Source organism: Citrobacter sp. Cpo037 (genome assembly GCF_030332945.1).
Classification (GTDB): domain Bacteria; phylum Pseudomonadota; class Gammaproteobacteria; order Enterobacterales; family Enterobacteriaceae; genus Citrobacter; species Citrobacter portucalensis.
Genome location: NZ_JAOWGW010000081.1, coordinates 182,124 through 202,010, shown reverse-complemented (window position 1 = coordinate 202,010; position 19,887 = coordinate 182,124). Strand labels below are relative to the sequence as shown.

Below are 19,887 nucleotides of genomic sequence, written 5' to 3'. Positions count from 1 at the left end.
GTGAATTCGGCAATTGTAACGTTTTTTTGGGCTGGAGCACGTTTTCTCTGGCGGTTACACTGATAAGCAAACCTCTTCGTGTGGATCCGCTTGAGTCTTATGGAACTGAAAGCAACTTCTCTTGGAAAACGTCTGGCACAACACCCTTACGATCGGGCCGTTATTCTCAATGCCGGGATTAAAGTTTCCGGCGATCGTCACGAGTATCTTATTCCCTTCAATCAGTTACTGGCTATTCATTGCAAACGCGGCCTGGTATGGGGCGAGCTGGAGTTTGTACTCCCGGATGAGAAGGTGGTTCGTCTTCACGGTACAGAGTGGGCGGAAACCCAGCGCTTCCATCATCATTTGAATGCGCTCTGGCAACAGTGGAGCCAGGAAATGAGTGACGTTGCTGCGGGGGTTTTACAGCAGCAGTTGGATGCGATAGCGGCGCGTACTAGTGAAAGTAAGTGGCTGACGCGCGAACAAACGTCAGGGCTGCAGCAGCAGATTCGCCGTGCCTTTGCCGCGTTACCGCTCCCGGTTAATCGGCTGGAGGAATTTGAAAATTGCCGGGAGGCGTTACGTCAATGCCAGGCATGGCTGAAAGACATTGAAGCCTGCCGCTTACAGCACAATCAGGCGTACACCGATGCAATGCTGGAAGAGTATGACGAGTTTTTCCAGCATGTTGAATCTTCGCCGTTGAACCCTGCTCAGGCGCGCGCGGTGGTGAACGGTGAGCAATCATTGTTGGTACTTGCAGGTGCTGGAAGCGGTAAAACATCTGTGTTGGTTGCCCGGGCGGGTTGGCTGCTTGCACGAGGAGAAGCCGCACCAGAACAGATCCTGTTGCTGGCGTTTGGACGCAAAGCAGCCCAGGAGATGGATGACCGCATCCGTGAGCGTCTGCATACGGATGAGGTCACCGCGCGGACGTTCCATGCACTGGCGTTGCACATTATTTCGCAAGGTAGCAAAAAAGTTCCAACGGTGAGCAAGCTGGAAAATGATGCTATCGCGCGCAACAAACTCTTTATAACAACCTGGCGTCAGCAGTGCAGTGAGAAAAAGGCTCAGGCTAAAGGCTGGCGACAATGGTTAGAAGAAGAAATGCAGTGGTCTGTACCCGAAGGTAACTTCTGGGATGACGAAAAATTACAGCGTCGTCTGGCTTCCCGGTTGGATCGCTGGGTTAGTTTGATGCGAATGCATGGCGGAGCGCAGGCGGAGATGATTGCTAATGCTCCGGAGGAGATCCGTGATCTGTTCAGTAAACGCATAAAGCTAATGGCGCCGCTGCTCAAGGCCTGGAAGAGTGCCCTGAAGGATGAGAATGCCGTCGATTTCTCCGGGTTGATCCATCAGGCTATTGTCATTCTGGAGAAGGGGCGGTTTATCAGTCCGTGGAAACATATTCTGGTCGATGAATTTCAGGATATTTCCCCTCAGCGCGCCGCCCTGTTAGCCGCCTTGCGTAAGCAAAACTCGCAGACTACGCTGTTTGCCGTGGGAGATGACTGGCAGGCCATTTACCGGTTCAGCGGAGCACAGCTTTCTCTGACAACCGCATTTCAGCAAAATTTTGGTGAGGGCGATAGCTGTAATCTGGATACGACTTACCGTTTTAATAGCCGTATTGGCGAAGTCGCAAACCAGTTTATCCAGCAAAACCCACACCAGCTCAAAAAACCGCTGAACAGTCTGGCGACCGGTGATAAAAAAGCCGTCACGTTGCTCGACGAAAGCCAGTTAGATCTGTTGCTGGATAAGCTGTCGGGTTTTGTGAAAGCCGAAGAGAGAATTCTGGTGCTGGCGCGATACCATCATCTCAAACCTGCCAGCCTGGACAAAGCGGCCACCCGCTGGCCCAAGCTGCAGCTGGATTTTATGACTATTCATGCCAGCAAAGGGCAGCAGGCGGATTACGTCATTGTTATGGGGCTTCATGAAGGGAATGACGGTTTCCCGGCTCCGGCTCGAGAGTCGATTATGGAAGAGGCGTTACTCCCGGCTGTTGAAGATTTTCCTGATGCAGAAGAGAGACGGTTGCTGTATGTGGCGCTAACGCGTGCGCGGCATCGGGTATGGCTACTGTTTAGCAAAGACGCGCCATCATGCTTTGTTGATGAGCTTAAGCAATTAGACGTTCCGGTGACCCGGAAACCCTGAAAAGCAGGCGGTAATTACCGCCTGCTTAGCGCTTATTTGAGACGTTCTGCCAGATAACGGGCGTAATCCGGGATCAAGATATCCGTTGCGTCGTTGAAGTTCGGCGACTGGATAATAAAATCAGCGGTTGACACGTTAGTGGCGACTGGAATGTTCCAGACCGTGGCCAGGCGTAGCAGGGCTTTGACATCAGGATCGTGGGGAACGGCGTTGAGCGGATCCCAGAAGAAAATCAGCACATCAATTTTCCCTTCTGAAATCAGCGCACCTACCTGCTGGTCACCCCCCATTGGGCCGCTCAGCATGGCGTTGACGTCCATTCCTGTCGCGCGTTGAATTAAGTTTCCTGTTGTTCCTGTAGCATACAGAACGTGTTTTTCCAGTAATGGCTGGTGGCGTCCAACCCAGCTCATCAACATCTTTTTGCAGTGATCGTGTGCGACCAACGCAATATGTTTCTGCGCTGGCAATGTGCGAGTCGTTAATTCCATAGTACAGCTCCCAAGTTAACCTTGTTACAGAGTACTGGAAGCACTTGACGCTGCAAGAGAAAGACAAAAAAAATGCGTATACGAACATAAATGTCACGATGGGGGTTGTTTCTCCGCCCATTGTAAGAAGTTACTTCGCGTTTGTGCGTCAGCCTGTTGAAACCAATATTTTAAGCGCTGCTCGGTCAGTGTTTGCGACTGAGGCGGCACGCGATCCAGTTCAGACACCCCGGAAAGCAGCGAACTGTCATCGGCCATCATTGTGGCAAATTGCGGTAAAGATGCATGCTTAGCCGCTTTGTTATAGCGCTCTGTTTCCATTTCATAATCTACGATTTTTGCGGTGGACGTGATTGACAGAATATCCAGCTTAACCGGTATAGGCATGGAATCCCCATCCAGCAGTTCTACGCGCGGGGCATCATCAAAATGCGTTGCATCCCGCTCGTTGCTCAGACGTGGGAGGTGGAAATTAACCTGACTGACGAGTTGGGTATCAAAGCTGATGACCAACGGAGGCGAAATATACAGACGTTCTTCGTGGCTGGACAGGCGAATGGTTTTTTCTACGCGAAACACGAGCTGGTGCCGACCATTTTCCAGCTCAATACTGTCGGCACCACGCAGTAATGAGCTGGAGACTTTTTTTCCGTCCAGTACCAGAAGGTCAATATCATTGGACAGACGTAAAGAAGTAGCAAAAACGGTTGCCGGCAAACATAGGGCAATCAAGGCTGTCACAATGCCGGCTTTCATAGGTTTCTCCTGTCCAGAAAATATCTGTATAAGATGTATCTAAATTTTTCGATAATCATGTTTACTAACATATAGACATATTTTTGAGTTTAGCTCTCATGCGCCAGTATGGGATGAATGGTTGCAAAGTCAGGTTTGTCGTACACTTTGCTAAACAGCCTGGAGGAAAACGATGAAAGAGACCGATATTGCTGGCATTTTGACAACAACCCGCACGATTGCACTGGTGGGGGCAAGCGATAAACCCGATCGTCCAAGCTATCGGGTGATGAAATATTTACTCGATCAGGGCTATCACGTTATTCCTGTTTCACCGAAGGTTGCTGGAAAAACGCTGCTGGGGCAGCAGGGCTATGCGACGCTGGCAGATGTACCAGAGAAAGTGGATATGGTAGATGTCTTCCGTAATTCTGAAGCGGCGTGGGGTGTTGCTCAGGAGGCAATTGCCATCGGCGCGAAGACCCTATGGATGCAGCTCGGCGTGATTAACGATCAGGCAGCCGTGCTGGCTCGCGATGCAGGGATGACGGTGGTGATGGATCGCTGCCCGGCGATTGAGATCCCGCGGTTGGGACTGGCGAAGTAAGACTGATCTGTAGCCGAACAAAACGCACAGGCCCGATTAGCGAATCGCCATCGGGTCTGTTTTAGCATCAATTGCGCAGGCGCGGGGCCTGGAGCTGTTTTCGAATTGTTCGCGCCAGTTCATCCATCGACGGTTGCTCCGGATGTTCTTCCTGTAGCTCACTACTCAGTTGTGCTTCGGCCAGATATGTATGCACTGGCAGACCATTATCGTCTTCCATCACCACGTGATACCAGGGAGCGGCGCGAAGTTCGTCGTTAACCGCCAACTCATCGGCTGACGGTTGATCAAGCGAATATTCCGGGTCGATATCTACGACCACTCCGAGGTAACCTAACAGGGAATGGCGGACCTGCTGGCCGATACCGAATTTGCTGGCAATCATAGTCACCTCCCGGGAAATAGATACCCTTTATGTAAGGGTAATATTCCACTTTTCAAGTTACATGATGCGACAGGCAAACCCTTTCAGATACAGCCCTTCCGGGTAGGTAGCGATCACCGGGTGATCGGCGGCCTGACGGAACTGCTCTATAAATTGTACATCACGACCAGCATCTATTGCGGCATCAGCGATGATTTTCTGAAATAAATCGGTGGTCATTAGCCCAGAGCAGGAGAAAGTCAGCAGCACACCGCCCGGATTGAGCAACTGAATAGCCAGCATATTGATGTCCTTATAGCCGCGGCAGGCGCCCATCAACTGGCTTTTGTTTTCGACAAATTTCGGCGGATCCATCACGATGACGTCGAATTTCTCACCACGATCGCGATAAGCACGCAGAAGTTTGAACACATCATCACGCACGAACTCAGCTTTGCTTAGATCCAGCTTGTTCAGTTCCACGTTCTGGCGGGCAATATCGAGCGCTTCCTGAGAGGTGTCAACGCTGACGACCTGACGGCATCCGCCCATTAATGCTGAGACCGCAAAGCCGCCGGTGTAAGAGAAACAGTTCAGCACACGCTGATTTTCCACATAACGACGCGTGGCCAGGCGGCTGTCGCGTTGATCGAGGTAATAGCCGGTTTTGTGACCATGCTGAATATCAACCAGCAGCTTCATTCCGTGCTCTTCAATTGGCAGCAGGGCTGGCGGAAGCTCACCCGTTACTGGCCCTTGAGTCAGCTCCATACCTTCTTTTTTACGTACGGCCACATCGCTACGGTCATAAATGGCGCAGTCCGGGAAAACAATTTGCAGAGCGCTAATCAGCGCGGCGCGTTGGTATTCAGCCCCCGCACTGAGCAACTGCAACACCAGGAAGTTGCCGAAGCGGTCAATGGTGATGCCCGGCAGGCCATCGGATTCTCCGGCGATCAGACGGTAACTGTCCAGGCCGTCTTTTTTCGCCAGCCAGTCACGCCATGTCTGCGCCTGCTGCAGACGACGGGTGAAGAAATCAATATCGATGGACTCAGACTTGTCGAATGTCCAGACGCGTGCACGGATCTGCGACGCGGGTGAGTACGCGCCGCGTGCTAACCATTTACCCTGATGGTCAACAATATCGATGGTTTCACCGAGGTTGGCTTTACCTTCCATACGGGCGACAGCACCGGAAAATACCCACGGATGGCGGCGAAGTAATGATTTTTCGCGCCCTTTGGCTAACACTAAACGTACACTCATAATTTACTATTCTGTCAATTCAAAGAAATGGGCGCCATTGTCCTGAGTTTTTCGCATATTTGCAACGCACGCTGTGATGATAAGGAGAACCGCAATGTCGAAAGTCTGCATAATCGCCTGGGTCTATGGCCGGGTTCAGGGGGTAGGATTTCGCTACACCACCCAGTATGAAGCACAACGGCTGGGGTTGACCGGCTACGCGAAGAATATGGATGACGGCAGCGTAGAGGTTGTCGCCTGCGGTGAAAGCAACCGGGTAGAACAACTGATGAAGTGGTTGAAAGCCGGGGGGCCGAGCAGCGCCAGGGTTGATCGGGTTCTCAGTGAACCACATCGTCCTGGCGACGAGCTAAAAGGATTTAGTATCCGCTATTAAATACATTTCACCGGTTTCGGCAGGCCGGCAATTTTAGTCGCCTGCTTGGCCGGACCTTTCGGGAACAGGCGGTAGAGATAACGGCTGTTGCCTTTCTCTTCGCCAAACTTGTTGGCCATCGCTTTTACCAGCATGCGGATAGCGGGGGAGGTATTAAACTCCAGATAAAACTCGCGGACAAAACGCACCACTTCCCAGTGTTCCGCGGAGAGCGTAATGCCTTCGTTTTCGGCGATTCTCTCCGCCAGCGCCTCGCTCCATAGCGTGGTATCTTTCAGATAGCCTTCGCTATCGGTACTGATTTCTTTACCTTCAAAGATCAACATAATTCGTCACTGCGTTAGTCAAACTGGCGGCAGTTTACCAAAAAAGAAAGCCCCGCATAAGCGGGGCTGGATAATGCGTGTGGACATCTTAATCGCGGCTGGCGAAGCCCAGAATACTCAGCAGGCTGACGAAGATGTTGTACAGCGAAACATACAGGCTAACGGTGGCACGAATATAGTTGGTTTCACCGCCGCGGATGATATTGCTGGTTTCAAACAGGATTGCGCCTGAAGAAATCAGAATGAACACCGCGCTGATTGCCAGATGTAATGCCGGCAGTTGCAGGAAGATATTTGCAACCATACCAATCAACACCACCACAACACCCGCCATCAGCATACCGCCGAGGAAGGACATATCTTTACGCGTGGTCAGCACATAGGCCGAGCAGCTGAAGAAGACCAGCGCCGTACCGCCCAGCGCCATGGCGATAACATCACCCATGCCCGCAGACAGGTAGGTATTCAGAATTGGTCCCAGGATGTAGCCCAGGAAGCCAGTGAAAGCGAACGCTGACAAAATACCAACCGGCTTATCTGCCGTTTTGTAGGTCAGGAACATCAGACCATACATACCCACCAGCGTCAGGATAAGTCCCGGAGAAGGTAACATCAGTACGGTACTGGCGGTTGCAGTGATCGCTGAAAACGCCAGCGTCAGGCTGAGCAGGAAATAGGTATTGCGCAGCACCTTATGCGTGCTGAGTAGCGATGTACGCTCGCGCGAAGAACTAATAATACGATCCATGAGTCACTCTCTTATGACAGATGTAATTAATGATGGAGGATAATGAAATCAAGGGGAATGACACAGCGGTTTTACCCATCTTTACGCATTTTAACCCGCCAGACTTAAGCATATTATTTCAACAAAAGTTCCCGAATTAGATGTTAGCACTGTATGTGCAAAAATGTCAGATCGCTATCTACCAGGTAACTGAAAAATATTGCGTTATTCCTGAATCTCTCTGACAGTGACAGCGGTGTCTACATAAAACAGAGCAATAAGGTAAAGGGAATGATTCAACATAAATCGAAGATATTGACGTTTACGCTGTTGACTGTCTGTTTGATGTCTATAAACGGCGCGGCGAGGGCGGCAAATGTTCCCGCAGGAACACTACTGGCAGAAAAACAGGAACTGGTCAGAAACAACGGCAGTGAGCCGGCATCGCTGGATCCGCATAAAGTTGAAAGCAACGTTGAGTTTAATTTAATCAGCGATATGTTCGACGGTCTGGTGGCTGTCAAGCAGGATGGGTCTATCGAACCCCGTCTAGCCGCGTCCTGGGAGAATAAAGGCAACACTGTCTGGACCTTCCATTTACGCCCGGGCATAACCTGGTCAGATGGATCTGCTATTACCGCACAGGATGTCGTCTGGAGCTGGCAGCGTCTGGTTTCGCCGCAAACGGCTTCACCTTATGCTTCGTATCTGGGCAACATGCACGTTGCGAACGCGGTTGATATTGCCCTGGGGAAAAAAGATCCCGCCACGCTGGGAGTCAAAGCCCTGGATGATACCACGCTGGAAATTACCCTGACGCAACCGACGGCGGCGTTTCTGGCGATGCTGGCGCATCCATCTCTGGTCCCGCTGGATAAAGTGTTGATAGGTCATTTTGGCGATAAGTGGACCCGGCCAGAGCATTTTGTCAGCAGCGGGGCGTACAAACTATCGCAATGGGTGGTCAATGAGCGCATCGTTGCCGAGCGAAATCCACATTACTGGGACGATCGGCATACGGTTATTAATAAAGTTACTTATTTGCCTATCAGCTCAGAGTCGGCTGACGTAAATCGCTATAAGGCCGGTGAAATCGACATTGTGTATAGCGTACCGGTCAATCAGTTCGCGCAACTGAAAAAAACGATGGGGGATGAACTGCATGTCTCGCCCCAGCTTTCAACGTATTACTATCAGTTCAATACAACCCGCGCGCCGTTTAATGATCCGCGCGTGCGGCGGGCGCTGAATATGGCGTTGGATAAAGACATCATTGCGCAAAAGGTAATGGGACAGGGGCAGCGAGCAGCGTGGGTTATCAGCCAGCCGGAAATAGGTGGGGTGAAACTGCATGCGCCGGAGTATGCATCATGGCCGCTTGAAAAACGTATTGCTGAAGCCAAAAAACTGCTGGCTGAAGCCGGTTTTGGTCCTGAGCATCCGCTTAGCTTGAATCTGCTCTACAACACCTTCGAAACGCACCAGCGTATTGCGATTGCCGCATCGTCGATGTGGAAGAAAAACCTTGGCGTCGAGGCGAAGCTGCAAAACCAGGAATGGAAAACCATGCTGGACACCATGCACACCGGTAATTTTGACGTCGTGCGCTATGCGTGGATAGCCGACTATGATGATGCCTCAAGTTTCCTCAATATTTTCCGTACCGGTGATAGCGAGAATACCACCAAGTACAGCAATCCCGCCTTTGATGAAGCGATGCGTAATGCGGCGAAAGCAACTTCGCTGGAAGAACGAGGCAAATACTATCAGCAGGCTGAAGACCTTTTAGGTGAGGATGTGCCCGCGATTCCGGTTTACCACTACGTCCGCACGCATCTCGTGAAGCCGTGGGTGGGGGGATTTGCGCCAGATAACCGGGGAAATTACTACTCCAAAGATATGTACATCAAAAAACATTAAGCGCTATAGCCGGTATTCGTGCTGAATAAATGGTCAATCTGTTGTTATTTCAGTCGATTAACAACATTTTGGCTGTTTTTCAGGCAAACGAACACATTGGTGCTTTACAGGTCCGTTCGGGATGTTTATAGTGCGCCTCATTGGAAGCGTGGCCGAGCGGTTGAAGGCACCGGTCTTGAAAACCGGCGACCCGAAAGGGTTCTAGAGTTCGAATCTCTACGCTTCCGCCAAACATAAACCCCAAGCTATAAAAAGCTTGGGGTTTTTTCATTTTGCTCGGTTTATATTTTGCCTTCCTTTACTCGTCTTACTCGCGCAAGGGCAACTGCGCACCTGACCGGTTGAATGCTGGTGAACTGAGTAATCCCCGGCCTCGCAAGACCTACATGAGCGAACGTCTCTTCATTCGTCGTGCTATCCATAGCAAGCCCAGCATAATAGCCAGATAGCCCATAACGTAATTTCCCTGTTGCTTTCGTTCAGAGAGCGCCGGGTCGGCAGCCCATGCCAGAAAGGCGGTAACATCCCTGGCGTATTGCTCCTCAGTTTCAGCTTTTTTCGACGCCGGGCTCCATTGGATCTCCCCACTCGTCAGCGGTTTTGGCATGTTAATCACACCGCCAGGAAAATAGCGATTAGCCTTCAGTTCGGGATCGGCAGGCAGATAGCCGGTTAGCAGCGCGTAAACGTAATCTGCCCCCTGGTCCGTGTAGGGCAGAAAAGCATCTAACAAAAATTGTGGGAATCCGCGATCGTATGAACGGGCACGGACGATATAGCTCAGGTCAACGGGTTCAGCGCCATTGTTAAGGTATCTTGCTTCCCGGTCATTTAGATATGGTGATATAAAGCTGTCATTTAGCGTACCGTCGCGCTCACCTATCTGGCCGTCATCCTGAATCGCAGGAAACTGATAGCCGCTGGCGATACTTCTTGCTTCTTCAACCGTGAGTTCCGGACCACCGGGCCTGGTCAACGTCCGAAAGGTAAGGTGTTTCATGCCGTGACAAGCGCGACACTTCTCTTCATAAACCTGCAGACCACGTCTAAGCTGTTCCTTATCATATTGACCGGTAATGCCGCTGAAGCTCCATTCCTGGCGTTCAGGCGTGGCTTCCTGCGCATATGAGGAACCCAGCCCCAACAGAGAAAAGGACAGGACGCTGAATTTCAATAGTTGTTTCATCCTCAATCCTGTTTTTCCAAAAAACGACGACAAGGTAAGACGATTAAAAACCAGGCAAACCAAATCAGTGTCGAAAGCTGGGATGCGGCACGGATCCAGCCCTCTTCATTACGAAAGCCATCAAGAAGATCCGGGCCTACCAGCGCTTTCGACCCTAACCAGCCTAAAAAGCAGGCATTAATAACCCATAGCCAGAATCCGCACTTAACCAGTTTGCTGTAATGGCGAAAACGAGCCCGGGAAGTATCAAGCCAGGGTAGAAAATAGAAAATCAGTATTGAGCCGCACATCGCGACTAGCCCCACGAATTCATTCGGGAAGCAGCGCAAGATAGAGAAGAAGGGAAGGAAATACCATTCTGGCGCAACAATCGCGGGTGTAATCGTTGGGTCCGCAGTAATAAAGTTGTCGGCGCTGCTCAGATAGTGCGGCGCGAAGAATAAAAACCAGGCGAAAACCATCAAAAAAAGAGTAATTTTGATAGCATCGAGATCGGTAATTTTGTAATCGAACAACAGGCTCCTGGACTCTTTCTCGCTAAACTTCTTTTTCATCGCCTGGGCAAACGCCGACTGTACGGTACGTATATGAATAACCGTGGCGACGACAATCACAAAGGGAAGAATAAAGTGGATAACAAAAAAGCGGCCAAGCATCGGCGTACCCGGCGTATGGCTGCCGACTAAATATGCGTAAAGCGTATCCCCTACCCACGGAATAGCCTGGGCAAAGCGGGTAATGACCGTTGCCGCCCAGTAGCTTTTTTGCCCCCAGATAAGGCTATAACCAAGAAACGCGGTCATCATCAGCAGGATATACAGCGTGACGCTAACCATCCACATTGTCGTCCAGGGCTTGCGGTAAACGTTGTAGTACATACCACGAAAAATATGCAGATAGCAGGCAAAGAAAAAGAGCGATGCGCCAATAGCATGCATGTTGCGTAACAGCTCTCCATGGCGAACCGCGCGCATAATATGAATAATGGAGTCAAATGCCAGCTCAGCTGTCGGCACGTAAAACATCGCCAGCACGATACCCGTAAGGATCTGCACCCCGAGCATAATTAGCAGGATAGCGCCGATTGCAAACACCCAGAGTCCAGCAACTGAGCGAGGGAAGGGGATACGTCCGCGAAGCGAACAGACAAGTTCATTCCTCATTTCAGGCTTCCTTCGTGCCGATACGCACGACCTGCCCATCGGAATGAATAACGTAGTCTGGGATTGCCAGGTTGGCAGTTGCGGGCCCGCGCGTCACGCGCCCGGAGGTATCAAACTCTGAACCGTGGCACGGACAGATCCAACCCATCCCCCCCGGTCGGGCGTTGGGTACACACCCGGCATGTGGGCAATAACCTTGAACCACCAGCCATTGAGGATGGGCTGCAGAGACCCTGGCGCTGTCTGGCTGTGGGTCGATAAGCGTATCCAGGCCGGCACTTCTGGCAGTAATAATTTCATCCGGGGTGCGATGGTGTATAAGAATCAACCTTCCTTGCCATACACGTCTGACTGTTTGTCCAGCAGCAACACCTGCAAGAGAGACATCAATCGGTTCATTTTCCCCAAGCGTTTTTTCATCCGGGCCCAAGGCCGAAACCAGCGGCCAGACGGCAGCCGCGACGCCTGCGGCACCGACAAATTTAGTTAGTTTACACAGGCATTCCCTACGCTGTTCCTGGATTTCGCCATCTGGAAGTTTATTATCTGCCACCTCGTATACCTCCCTGAGTATCGCGGATTAACGTTTATCGATACGCGCGTAAATTTCCTGAAAGCGCTTGTCAGCAATACCCGGCGCTTTGAACGCGCGGTAGCTTTCTGGTAACGAGGCATCTCCAACCTTAATCAGCATCACCATGCCCTGAGCGTAATGCGGTGTACATTTGATGCCGTAAAACCCGGCATTGTCATAAGTAACTTCGATCTCTTCATCTATTTTTCCCATAAATCCAGGATAGCCAGCCGGTGACAATTCAGCGATTGAAGCCGCGTTGTGGCTCTTATGTTTACGGATAAACTTCACCGTATCCCCTGGCTGGATCTCCAGATAATCTGGCTCATAGACCATTGGTCCCCCAGCCCCACGATTTTTCATCAACACTTCGTGAGTTTGTGCGAAGGCAGAAGAGGCGAAGGCGAGTAAACACAAAATTTGCAGACTCTGTTTGAGGTATTTCATTGATTCTTCCTTAAAATTCATCAGGCCGTTGATAACGAATAAAACAATTTTCACCACCCACATCCTTTTCAATGATGGCGTCGATTCCAAACCAGGAGCGGAGGTTTTCGCGGGTAAAAACGGCGCAAGGTTTCCCCTGCATCGCCATATGTCCGGACGTCATGACGATGACGCGATCGCAGAACATCGCGGCGTGATTAAGATCGTGCAGAGCGGCAATCACCGTGAGCTTTTCACGTTTAACCAGACTCAGCAGGCCAATCTGATGTTGAATGTCGAGGTGGTTGGTGGGCTCATCCATCAGCAACAACTGCGGTTGTTGCGCCAGCGCCCGGGCGATATGCAGACGCTGTTTTTCTCCCCCTGAAAAGGTATGCCAGCAGCGATGCTGTAATTCACTGAGATCGACCTTTTCCAGCATAGTTTGCACAATATCGTCATCTTTGGCGGACCAGGGGGAGAGCAAGCTAAGCCAGGGTGTTCGCCCCAGAGAAACGGCTTGTAAAGCGGTAAGACGCTCGCTGGTTTCAGCCTGTTGTTCGACCAGCGCCACCTGTTGCGCAAGATGACGCCGCGAATAATGCTGTAGCGCCTTATGTTGCAGAGTGATGTACCCGGAGGTCGGCTTCAGCAAACCGGCCAGCAGTGAAATCAGTGACGTTTTGCCCGAGCCGTTGGGACCTATGATGCCGACAAACTCACCAGGCGTTACGCTGAGTGAAATATCATCAACAATCGTCTTGCCTTTTACCTTCCATCGCAGATTACAGGCTTCAAGAACGGCTTGTGCAGAGTTCACAAGGGGGGATACGAGATTCACCGTCATTTGTTCTGGTTTCCTCTAATCAGAATGATTGAAAACGCAGGGGCGCCAACCAGAGCGGTGATCACGCCTATTGGTAGAACCTGACCGGGGAGTAACGTGCGGGAAATAACATCTGCGATAATGAGGAAAATCGCGCCGGTAAGCGCACTGACTGGCAGCAGTCGATGATGCTGGTTGCCGACCAGCAGACGAGCGGCATGCGGGATAACCAGACCGACAAAGCCGATCGCACCAACGATGGAGACCATAATTGCCGTCATGCCGGTGACGGCGGCAATCAGTACTGCACGGGTACGTTTTACTGGAATGCCCAACGATGCTGCAGACTCAGCGCCAAAGGAGAAGGCGTCGAGATGGCGGGCATAACAAAAGCACAGCGCAATACCGACCAGAGCGGTAGGAATGGCTAAGACAACATCTGGCCAGCGTACACCGCTCAAATTACCTAACAACCAGAACATAATTCCGCGCGCTTGCTCGGCATTTGCTGAGCGGGTGATGATTAGCGACGTAATTGCATTGAAAAGCTGCGAGCTGGCGATGCCGGCAAGAATGATTTGGGTTGTCACACCGCCGCCTTGTCTACCGCCAGCAGCCATTGCCAATAGTGCAACGAACATAAATGCCGTTAGCGCGCCAATGAAAGCCCCCAATGACATGCTGATAATGCCGGCCCCAAGCCCGGTGAGAGCAATCAGCACCGCTCCGGTGGATGCTCCGGCAGAAATCCCCAGTAGATAAGGTTCGGCGAGTGCATTGCGTAGCAACGACTGTAACACTACGCCGGAAACAGCCAGGCAGGCACCGCAACTGGCAGAGACCAGCGCTCGGGTCAGGCGATAGTTCCAGACGATCCCAGCATCCAGCGCATCGACAGGATAGTGGGTATCAAAAAGATGATTTGCCAGCGTACTGAGCACATGCCGCCAGGGGATCAGCGTTTCGCCGATGGAAATCCCCGCCAGCAGCACGCAGCACATCAGCGCACTGACCCAGACGGCATGCCCACCGACTCTCACCGCAAGCAGACCAACGGCACGACGCATCCTGCGTGGATCACTCATGATTATCTGCGTTCCTGAGTAACAGAGATGCGCTATACCGTGCGAGGATATAGCGCAAAACGTAGATTAATGAGCAGCCTGCGGATGCGCTAAGCCATATTCAACAAGGGCATCAGCCAGTTTTTCCAGCCCATCAATAGTTCTGATCCCAGCATTCATTGTCTGTACGTCAATGACCGGCAGATGGTTTTCCTTAACGGCAGGAACCAGCTTGGTGACAGGATCGGACTTGAGGTATTCCATCTTGACCTTCCAGTCATCTGCCGGGAAGCGGCGACGGCTCATCTCGCCGAGCACAATGACAGAAGGATTAGCTTTAGCGATAGTTTCCCAGCCCACTGTTGGCCATTCTTCGGCAGAATCAATCACATTCTTCACACCCAATGTTTGGGCTATCCATGCTGCTGGGCCAAACTTCCCGGCAACGTAAGGATCGAGCTGTAAATCGGCGCTTGAAAACCAGAACACGGCAGAAACATTCTTATCAATACCGGTAATTTTATTTTTCGCTGCGGCTTCACGTGCTTTAAGGCTGGCAATCAGTGCTTCGCCTTTATCCTGAACATCGAAGATTTTTGCCAGATCGGCGACTTCCTTATACACCATGGTGATATCAAACATCCCTTTACGGACACCATCACCACCATCTTCGTTATCTTTCGCACAGTCAGCTGGCGCGGTGTAAACAGGAACTTTCAGTTCACTAAACTGTTCATAAGAGGCAACTGTGCCAGCTGGGCCGATTTGCCACTCAAACTGGCTGGCGATCAGATCTGGTTTTTTAGCCAAAATCCCTTCAAAACTCGGAATATTTTGCGCAATAACGGCAACTTTTTCATTTTCTGTTTTATAGGCGTCCAGTACCGGGCCAAACCACAATGAAGTACCGACGACGCGATCGGCAAGGCCTAATGAATAGAGGATCTCGGTACTGTTCTGACCCACCGTTGCCACGCGCGTTGGTGCCTGATTAAATGTAATATCGCGGCCACAGTTTTTAATCGTCAGAGGATATTCAGTTTTTGCCGCGTCAGAAAAACCGGAAGCGAGCAGCAGAGCAGTGGTACCAAAAATTGCCAGAAGCGTTTTTTTAGAGGAGTAAAAGGTAGAATTAGCGTGCATTGTCATCGTCCCGTTGATGCCAGAATCTTAAGGTCTGGTCATGGCTCATTTCATTCCATATATCGGGAGGAGACATGAAGATAGATGACATTGAATCGTGAAATTTAAGAATAAAGATATGCGAAAAATGCAAGTAATACTGACTTAGCCAAAATCTTATTCATAAATACACTACTGCTGGTGTCAAATAATTCATCCCATGGACCATCCCGTCCACTCAATGGTATACATCATTGACAGCAGGTCTCCTGACTCACGGTAATCAGAATATCAGCCTTCCCATAAAGATAAACTTTACAGTGACCTGTGGCTTATTAGCCACACAAGGATATTCTGCATCCGCCTACAGTTGCGGGGGCAGTTATGGAATTGAATTAAATAATTCTCACCATATTCCTATTCATACACAAAATGTAATGAAATGCTGTCGAAAGTGACTCTAACGGCAATTGTTAACAAGGTCAACCACGGAATGTAAGAGGTATAAAGATAATGTCGCTCTGAAAATAATCAGTAAAAACAATAGGATATAGATGCATTGCTCTGTGTGTTGCTATAAATGAAAATAACAACAGAAAGCTAAATGAGAATTGATTGATGTTGATCAAATTACGAGCATGATTCAATCTCTGCGTATAAAACATATTGATCACCATCAAAAATGCTGCGGATTGGTGTTTGAATCCTTTTTTTACGAACTCTCCATATGTACCAATTGCCATTCATCCTGCATATCCATAATCACCTTAAAATTATTACGCAACCAGAAGTGATATCCTCCTGGTAAAAAATGGTGGGTGTGAAGATACAACGTTTTATATTGATGTTGCTGGCAGAATACATCTGCTAAAGCAAACAATTGGCTGCCAATCCCCTGTCTACGATAGCGCTCATCCACGTAGCAACGACAAATTTCTGCCGTTTCACGCAAGTTGTAGCGCCCACGCAGTTCAGTAATACGATCATTATATTGACATACCGCCAGTGTGGCGATTAATTCTTGGTTTTCACTCCATGCGCAAAGCAATAAATTTCTTTCCTGTAACAGATACTGTTGTTCGAGATCAAAGAGATCTTCTTCGGCAGAAGGCATGGATCTGCCGGCATTGAAGAATAAATTAAGATGCTCAATAAGGAACGACTGAACAGCAGGAATATCGGCGTGAGTCATCTCACTAAATCTAAATGGGATCATGGCATGCATAACTCAATCTTAGAATGGAAAACGATAATAACAATAAGCCTCCTTTAAAAACAATATTGAGCGGCAAGAGACAGAAATGCAATTATCTATGGTGCTATTCTGCATACGAATTATAAATGGAAATCGTAAGCCCCTGCTGCTGGCGACGGTAGTAGCAACGCCGCTGGTGGGGGGGATCTGGGGGGGACCACAATCGGATGGTGAGGCGCTTTCTTGTGCCTGGTTCCCGTCGCGGTCCTCGCCTTTATCTGGCAGTGCACGTTTGCCATGAGCAACGTACTGCTTCTTTGCGCTGAGGTGCTGACGTTATTCACCGCAAGCCAGAAGACCAACACGCTGTGTTCCGTTTTACCACTTACCTGCACCACTAACTCTCAAAAATGAGAGGCCGATCCTCTGAGCAGGACTTTTGTCCTCAATCACCTCACAAACGTCTGGTTACAATCCCTGCATATCTTCAATACCCATAATTCAGGAATTGTTATGACTGCACATATTAATGCCAAGCCAGGGGATTTCGCGCCAACCGTTATTATGCCGGGCGATCCGCTCCGTGCTAAATTTATTGCCGAAAATTATTTAATGGATTACCGCGAAGTCACCAATGTACGTAATATGCTGGGTTATACCGGTTTATATTTTGGGCAACCTGTTTCGGTGATGGGACATGGAATGGGCATTCCTTCAATGACGCTTTATGCCCATGAACTGGTACATGATTTTGGTGTGCAAAGAATTATTCGCGTCGGCAGTTTAGGCGCAACACAACATCATATCAAAATGCGCGATATTATCCTGGCCGTCGCCGCCGGAACGGATTCAGTCACAAATTTAAAACGTAGCGCGGGCTATGCGATGGCAACATCTGCCTATTTCCCATTATTACAGCAGGCGTGGACGCTGGCACAGAAGGCGGGTATCGATATTAAAGTCGGCAATGTTTTCAGCGGCGATCTTTATTACGATCCTGACGAAAATTTAATACCGGCACTGGAAAAATTCGGTGTACTGGGTGTAGATATGGAAGTAGCAGGCTTATACGCTTTAGCGCATCAGTTTAATATTGAAGCGCTGGCTATTTTAACTGTCTCCGATCATTGCCTGACAGGTGAAGAAACAACGGCAGAAGAACGACAATTGACCTTTAACAACATGATTGAGCTGGCGCTAAATACTGCTGTTACCGCTTAGTTCCGGCTTTTAATTGAACCAATCAGAGATGGCATTATATGAAGAATAAAATAGCACTTACGCTGATTAGTTTTCTGGCAAATTTTATTATGGCAGGGTTTGCCAGTCAGTTCGGTATGCTAATCGAACCGATTGCAGTACGCTACGGTGCCGATGTGAATACCGTTGCTTCGATATTTTCGTTGCTCAATGGTGGAGCATTAGCCGGCACCATCGCCGCCTTTTTCCTGATTGAGAAAATCGGTGTGAAGCGTATGACGCTCATTATCTATTCGATAGTGTTCCTTTGCGCTCTGGTAATGCACTTAAGCCCTGGCTTATGGCCGGTGATGGTCGCCATGACCCTGGTGGGTTTTTGCGGTGGGATCGGTCTGTGCGTGGCAGGAACGATTGTGGTATCGGTCTGGCAGGATCGTATTCAAAGTACGATGCTGGTGGTGCAGGACGCCACTTTCAACGTCGCGGGTGTAGTTTTCCCGCTGATCACCACCTTCGCCCTGACGCACAATATGTCGTGGAGTTACAGCTATCTGAGCGTGGGTATGGTGGCCTTACTCACGCTGGGCGTTGTGGCGCTCACCCGCTTTACTGCCTGCGAGACGTCGCCCACGGCAGATCGGACAGACAAGGTAAAATCGGAGTGGAATCCAGGGATTATCAGCGGAGGCATTGGCCTGTTCTTAGGTATGCTGGCGCTGTACACCTTCCTGACCTGGGCACCATTATTTGTGAAGAACAAATTTGGCATTCCCTTTGAAGAAGCAGGAAATATTATTACGCAATACTGGGGCGCTGCGCTGGTCGGGGCATTAGTATCAACCGTCATTGTTTCTCGGGTGAAGATACATTATTTCCTGCTAAGTATTATTTTGCTGGCAAGCATTATTACCGCAATTATCGTCACGAAGGATAATATCTCCGGGCTTGATTATCTGGCCTACAGTTACGGCTTTGTCTGTGCTGCGCTGTATAACTCATTTATTGCCTATGGTGTTTCTTTCGTGAAGCGTGCGAGCAGTCAGAACGTTTCTTATATTTTAATTAGCGGCAGTGCCGGGGCCATGTTTAGTCCGGCGATCAGCGCGCTCATGGAAAAAACAATGGGATTACAGAAAATTATGTACGCAATACCGGTGTTGTATTTAATTATCTTTGTTATGTTAATGGCGACATTAAAACTCAAACGTAATTAAAAGCACTAATAATACTTACCTCTTTAATTAAATAGCCAGTCGCCACACCATTTATATGGTGAGGCGATACTCAACCTTACTCAAAGGAATTGAAAATGCTGAAAAAGAATAAATTAATGATTAAAAAAACAATCCTGGGTGCAGTAGTGGCAATGAGCTGTATGCAAGCATTCGCGGCTGACTATACTGATGGCAACATCCGTAAAAATGATTTTAACTGGATGCAGATGAACTTAATGCAAAGTGTGGACGCGAAAGTGCCATATGGTATTCGCAATGACACCTATCTGGAACTGGAGTTTGGTGCACGCTCTGGCATTATCGATCTGTACGGTTATGTGGATTTCTTTGATATTTTGGATCGCGAGCAGGACGATCGTCACGGTGGTGATAACTTCTTTGCCAAGATATCTCCACGTTTTTCCCTGGACGCCATTTTTAATAAAGATTTATCCGTTGGGCTGTTTAACGAATTCTATATTGCAACGGTAAATAACATTGGCGACCGGGAATTATTTGAACATTACGTTGGTCTGGGTACAGATGTGAAGGTCCCGTGGTTTGGTCTGGTGGGAATGAACATCTATGCGCATTATGTTCGTGAAAACTACGGTGCGGATAACGAAGGAAAGTGGGATGGTTACATGTTCTCGACTAACTGGTCGACGCCATTCTATACCTTTGCCAACGGCAGTTATCTGAACTATCAGGGGTACTTTGACTACCAGTTCGCCGCGAATAAGATTGCTAATCAACCGTTATACAGCAATAACGCGATTGAATGGTATAACGGTATCTACTGGCATTCAGAGCATTATGCAGTCGGTTATGGCCTGAAGTATTTCCGTAACATGGCATTGATGGAAAACCACGGCGGAGCAGGGCGAACCACCGGGCTCGGTCACTATTTCAATCTCACCTATAAGTTCTGATTGCGCCGAAATGACA

Annotated in this window: 21 protein-coding genes, 1 tRNA gene, 1 pseudogene and 1 riboswitch; of the genes and pseudogenes, 9 read left to right on the top strand and 14 right to left on the bottom strand. The window is 49.5% G+C overall.

Annotated features, from left to right (window positions below; all coding sequences use genetic code 11):
- Positions 1–99: 99 nt before the first annotated feature.
- The gene (gene helD / locus OGX94_RS23555) at positions 100–2,154 is read left to right on the top strand and encodes a DNA helicase IV (protein WP_257661572.1); all 2,055 of its coding nucleotides are present in this window, start codon (positions 100–102) and stop codon (positions 2,152–2,154) included.
- Between the two features lie 32 nt (positions 2,155–2,186).
- Here the strand turns inward: helD and mgsA are convergent, their stop codons facing one another.
- Positions 2,187–2,645, bottom strand: coding sequence for a methylglyoxal synthase (gene mgsA / locus OGX94_RS23550; RefSeq protein WP_126956794.1), 459 nt, complete (start codon positions 2,643–2,645; stop codon positions 2,187–2,189).
- Positions 2,646–2,738: 93 nt separating this feature from the next.
- Positions 2,739–3,401: a curli synthesis inhibitor gene (csgI, locus tag OGX94_RS23545; protein WP_008784291.1), complete on the bottom strand. Its 663-nt coding sequence runs from the start codon at positions 3,399–3,401 to the stop codon at positions 2,739–2,741.
- Between the two features lie 172 nt (positions 3,402–3,573).
- On the opposite strand from csgI, the gene OGX94_RS23540 reads away from it, so the two are divergent.
- Positions 3,574–3,987 carry a CoA-binding protein gene (locus OGX94_RS23540; protein ID WP_257661573.1) on the top strand — a complete coding sequence of 138 codons (414 nt, stop codon included), beginning with the start codon at positions 3,574–3,576 and terminating at the stop codon, positions 3,985–3,987.
- Positions 3,988–4,054: 67 nt separating this feature from the next.
- Here the strand turns inward: OGX94_RS23540 and hspQ are convergent, their stop codons facing one another.
- Both hspQ and rlmI read right to left on the bottom strand, forming a co-directional pair.
- A complete protein-coding gene (hspQ, locus tag OGX94_RS23535; RefSeq protein ID WP_003035905.1) occupies positions 4,055–4,372 on the bottom strand; it encodes a heat shock protein HspQ in 318 nt (105 codons plus the stop codon).
- 57 nt (positions 4,373–4,429) lie between these two features.
- The gene (gene rlmI / locus OGX94_RS23530) at positions 4,430–5,620 is read right to left on the bottom strand and encodes a 23S rRNA (cytosine(1962)-C(5))-methyltransferase RlmI (protein WP_008784294.1); all 1,191 of its coding nucleotides are present in this window, start codon (positions 5,618–5,620) and stop codon (positions 4,430–4,432) included.
- Between the two features lie 94 nt (positions 5,621–5,714).
- Between rlmI and yccX the strand changes: the two genes are divergently transcribed.
- Positions 5,715–5,996: an acylphosphatase gene (gene yccX / locus OGX94_RS23525; RefSeq protein ID WP_257661574.1), complete on the top strand. Its 282-nt coding sequence runs from the start codon at positions 5,715–5,717 to the stop codon at positions 5,994–5,996.
- Here yccX and tusE read toward each other — a convergent pair.
- On the bottom strand, positions 5,993–6,322 hold the full coding sequence (gene tusE, locus OGX94_RS23520; RefSeq protein WP_008784296.1) for a sulfurtransferase TusE: 330 nt from the start codon (positions 6,320–6,322) through the stop codon (positions 5,993–5,995). The two genes, yccX and tusE, sit on opposite strands and share 4 nt — an antisense overlap.
- A gap of 88 nt (positions 6,323–6,410) precedes the next feature.
- The gene (gene yccA / locus OGX94_RS23515) at positions 6,411–7,070 is read right to left on the bottom strand and encodes an FtsH protease modulator YccA (RefSeq protein WP_079938022.1); all 660 of its coding nucleotides are present in this window, start codon (positions 7,068–7,070) and stop codon (positions 6,411–6,413) included.
- A gap of 270 nt (positions 7,071–7,340) precedes the next feature.
- Between yccA and OGX94_RS23510 the strand changes: the two genes are divergently transcribed.
- Together OGX94_RS23510 and OGX94_RS23505 are read left to right on the top strand one after the other, a co-directional pair.
- Positions 7,341–8,969 carry an ABC transporter substrate-binding protein gene (locus tag OGX94_RS23510; protein ID WP_257661575.1) on the top strand — a complete coding sequence of 543 codons (1,629 nt, stop codon included), beginning with the start codon at positions 7,341–7,343 and terminating at the stop codon, positions 8,967–8,969.
- A gap of 142 nt (positions 8,970–9,111) precedes the next feature.
- A tRNA-Ser gene (locus OGX94_RS23505) sits at positions 9,112–9,199 on the top strand.
- A 152-nt stretch (positions 9,200–9,351) separates the two neighbouring features.
- On the opposite strand, the gene OGX94_RS23500 is transcribed toward OGX94_RS23505, so the two are convergent.
- The 8 genes from OGX94_RS23500 to OGX94_RS23465 form a co-directional block, all read right to left on the bottom strand.
- Positions 9,352–10,155, bottom strand: coding sequence for a cytochrome c1 (locus OGX94_RS23500; RefSeq protein ID WP_240389117.1), 804 nt, complete (start codon positions 10,153–10,155; stop codon positions 9,352–9,354).
- A gap of 2 nt (positions 10,156–10,157) precedes the next feature.
- Positions 10,158–11,318: a cytochrome b gene (locus OGX94_RS23495; protein WP_234662218.1), complete on the bottom strand. Its 1,161-nt coding sequence runs from the start codon at positions 11,316–11,318 to the stop codon at positions 10,158–10,160.
- A 1-nt stretch (position 11,319) separates the two neighbouring features.
- Positions 11,320–11,871: a ubiquinol-cytochrome c reductase iron-sulfur subunit gene (gene petA, locus OGX94_RS23490; RefSeq protein WP_257661576.1), complete on the bottom strand. Its 552-nt coding sequence runs from the start codon at positions 11,869–11,871 to the stop codon at positions 11,320–11,322.
- A 27-nt stretch (positions 11,872–11,898) separates the two neighbouring features.
- A complete protein-coding gene (locus tag OGX94_RS23485; protein WP_008784302.1) occupies positions 11,899–12,339 on the bottom strand; it encodes a pseudoazurin in 441 nt (146 codons plus the stop codon).
- A 10-nt stretch (positions 12,340–12,349) separates the two neighbouring features.
- Positions 12,350–13,165 carry an ABC transporter ATP-binding protein gene (locus OGX94_RS23480; RefSeq protein WP_257661577.1) on the bottom strand — a complete coding sequence of 272 codons (816 nt, stop codon included), beginning with the start codon at positions 13,163–13,165 and terminating at the stop codon, positions 12,350–12,352.
- Positions 13,162–14,229 carry a FecCD family ABC transporter permease gene (locus tag OGX94_RS23475; protein WP_003832023.1) on the bottom strand — a complete coding sequence of 356 codons (1,068 nt, stop codon included), beginning with the start codon at positions 14,227–14,229 and terminating at the stop codon, positions 13,162–13,164. The genes OGX94_RS23480 and OGX94_RS23475 overlap by 4 nt, the downstream gene beginning before the upstream one ends.
- A 66-nt stretch (positions 14,230–14,295) precedes the next feature.
- Positions 14,296–15,351, bottom strand: coding sequence for an ABC transporter substrate-binding protein (locus OGX94_RS23470; RefSeq protein ID WP_286570038.1), 1,056 nt, complete (start codon positions 15,349–15,351; stop codon positions 14,296–14,298).
- 221 nt (positions 15,352–15,572) lie between these two features.
- A riboswitch (cobalamin riboswitch) is annotated at positions 15,573–15,795 on the bottom strand.
- A gap of 247 nt (positions 15,796–16,042) precedes the next feature.
- Positions 16,043–16,546, bottom strand: a complete 504-nt coding sequence (locus tag OGX94_RS23465; RefSeq protein WP_020996504.1) for a GNAT family N-acetyltransferase — start codon at positions 16,544–16,546, stop codon at positions 16,043–16,045.
- Between the two features lie 148 nt (positions 16,547–16,694).
- Here OGX94_RS23465 and OGX94_RS23460 point away from each other — a divergent pair.
- From OGX94_RS23460 to OGX94_RS23445, 4 genes and pseudogenes are all read left to right on the top strand, one after another.
- Positions 16,695–16,756, top strand: a pseudogene (locus OGX94_RS23460) (hypothetical protein); the annotation flags it as partial.
- A gap of 282 nt (positions 16,757–17,038) precedes the next feature.
- Positions 17,039–17,746, top strand: a complete 708-nt coding sequence (gene deoD, locus OGX94_RS23455; protein WP_126956830.1) for a purine-nucleoside phosphorylase — start codon at positions 17,039–17,041, stop codon at positions 17,744–17,746.
- A 38-nt stretch (positions 17,747–17,784) separates the two neighbouring features.
- On the top strand, positions 17,785–18,939 hold the full coding sequence (tsgA, locus tag OGX94_RS23450; RefSeq protein ID WP_003832028.1) for an MFS transporter TsgA: 1,155 nt from the start codon (positions 17,785–17,787) through the stop codon (positions 18,937–18,939).
- A 95-nt stretch (positions 18,940–19,034) separates the two neighbouring features.
- Positions 19,035–19,871: a nucleoside-specific channel-forming Tsx family protein gene (locus tag OGX94_RS23445; RefSeq protein ID WP_307875921.1), complete on the top strand. Its 837-nt coding sequence runs from the start codon at positions 19,035–19,037 to the stop codon at positions 19,869–19,871.
- Positions 19,872–19,887 lie beyond the last annotated feature (16 nt).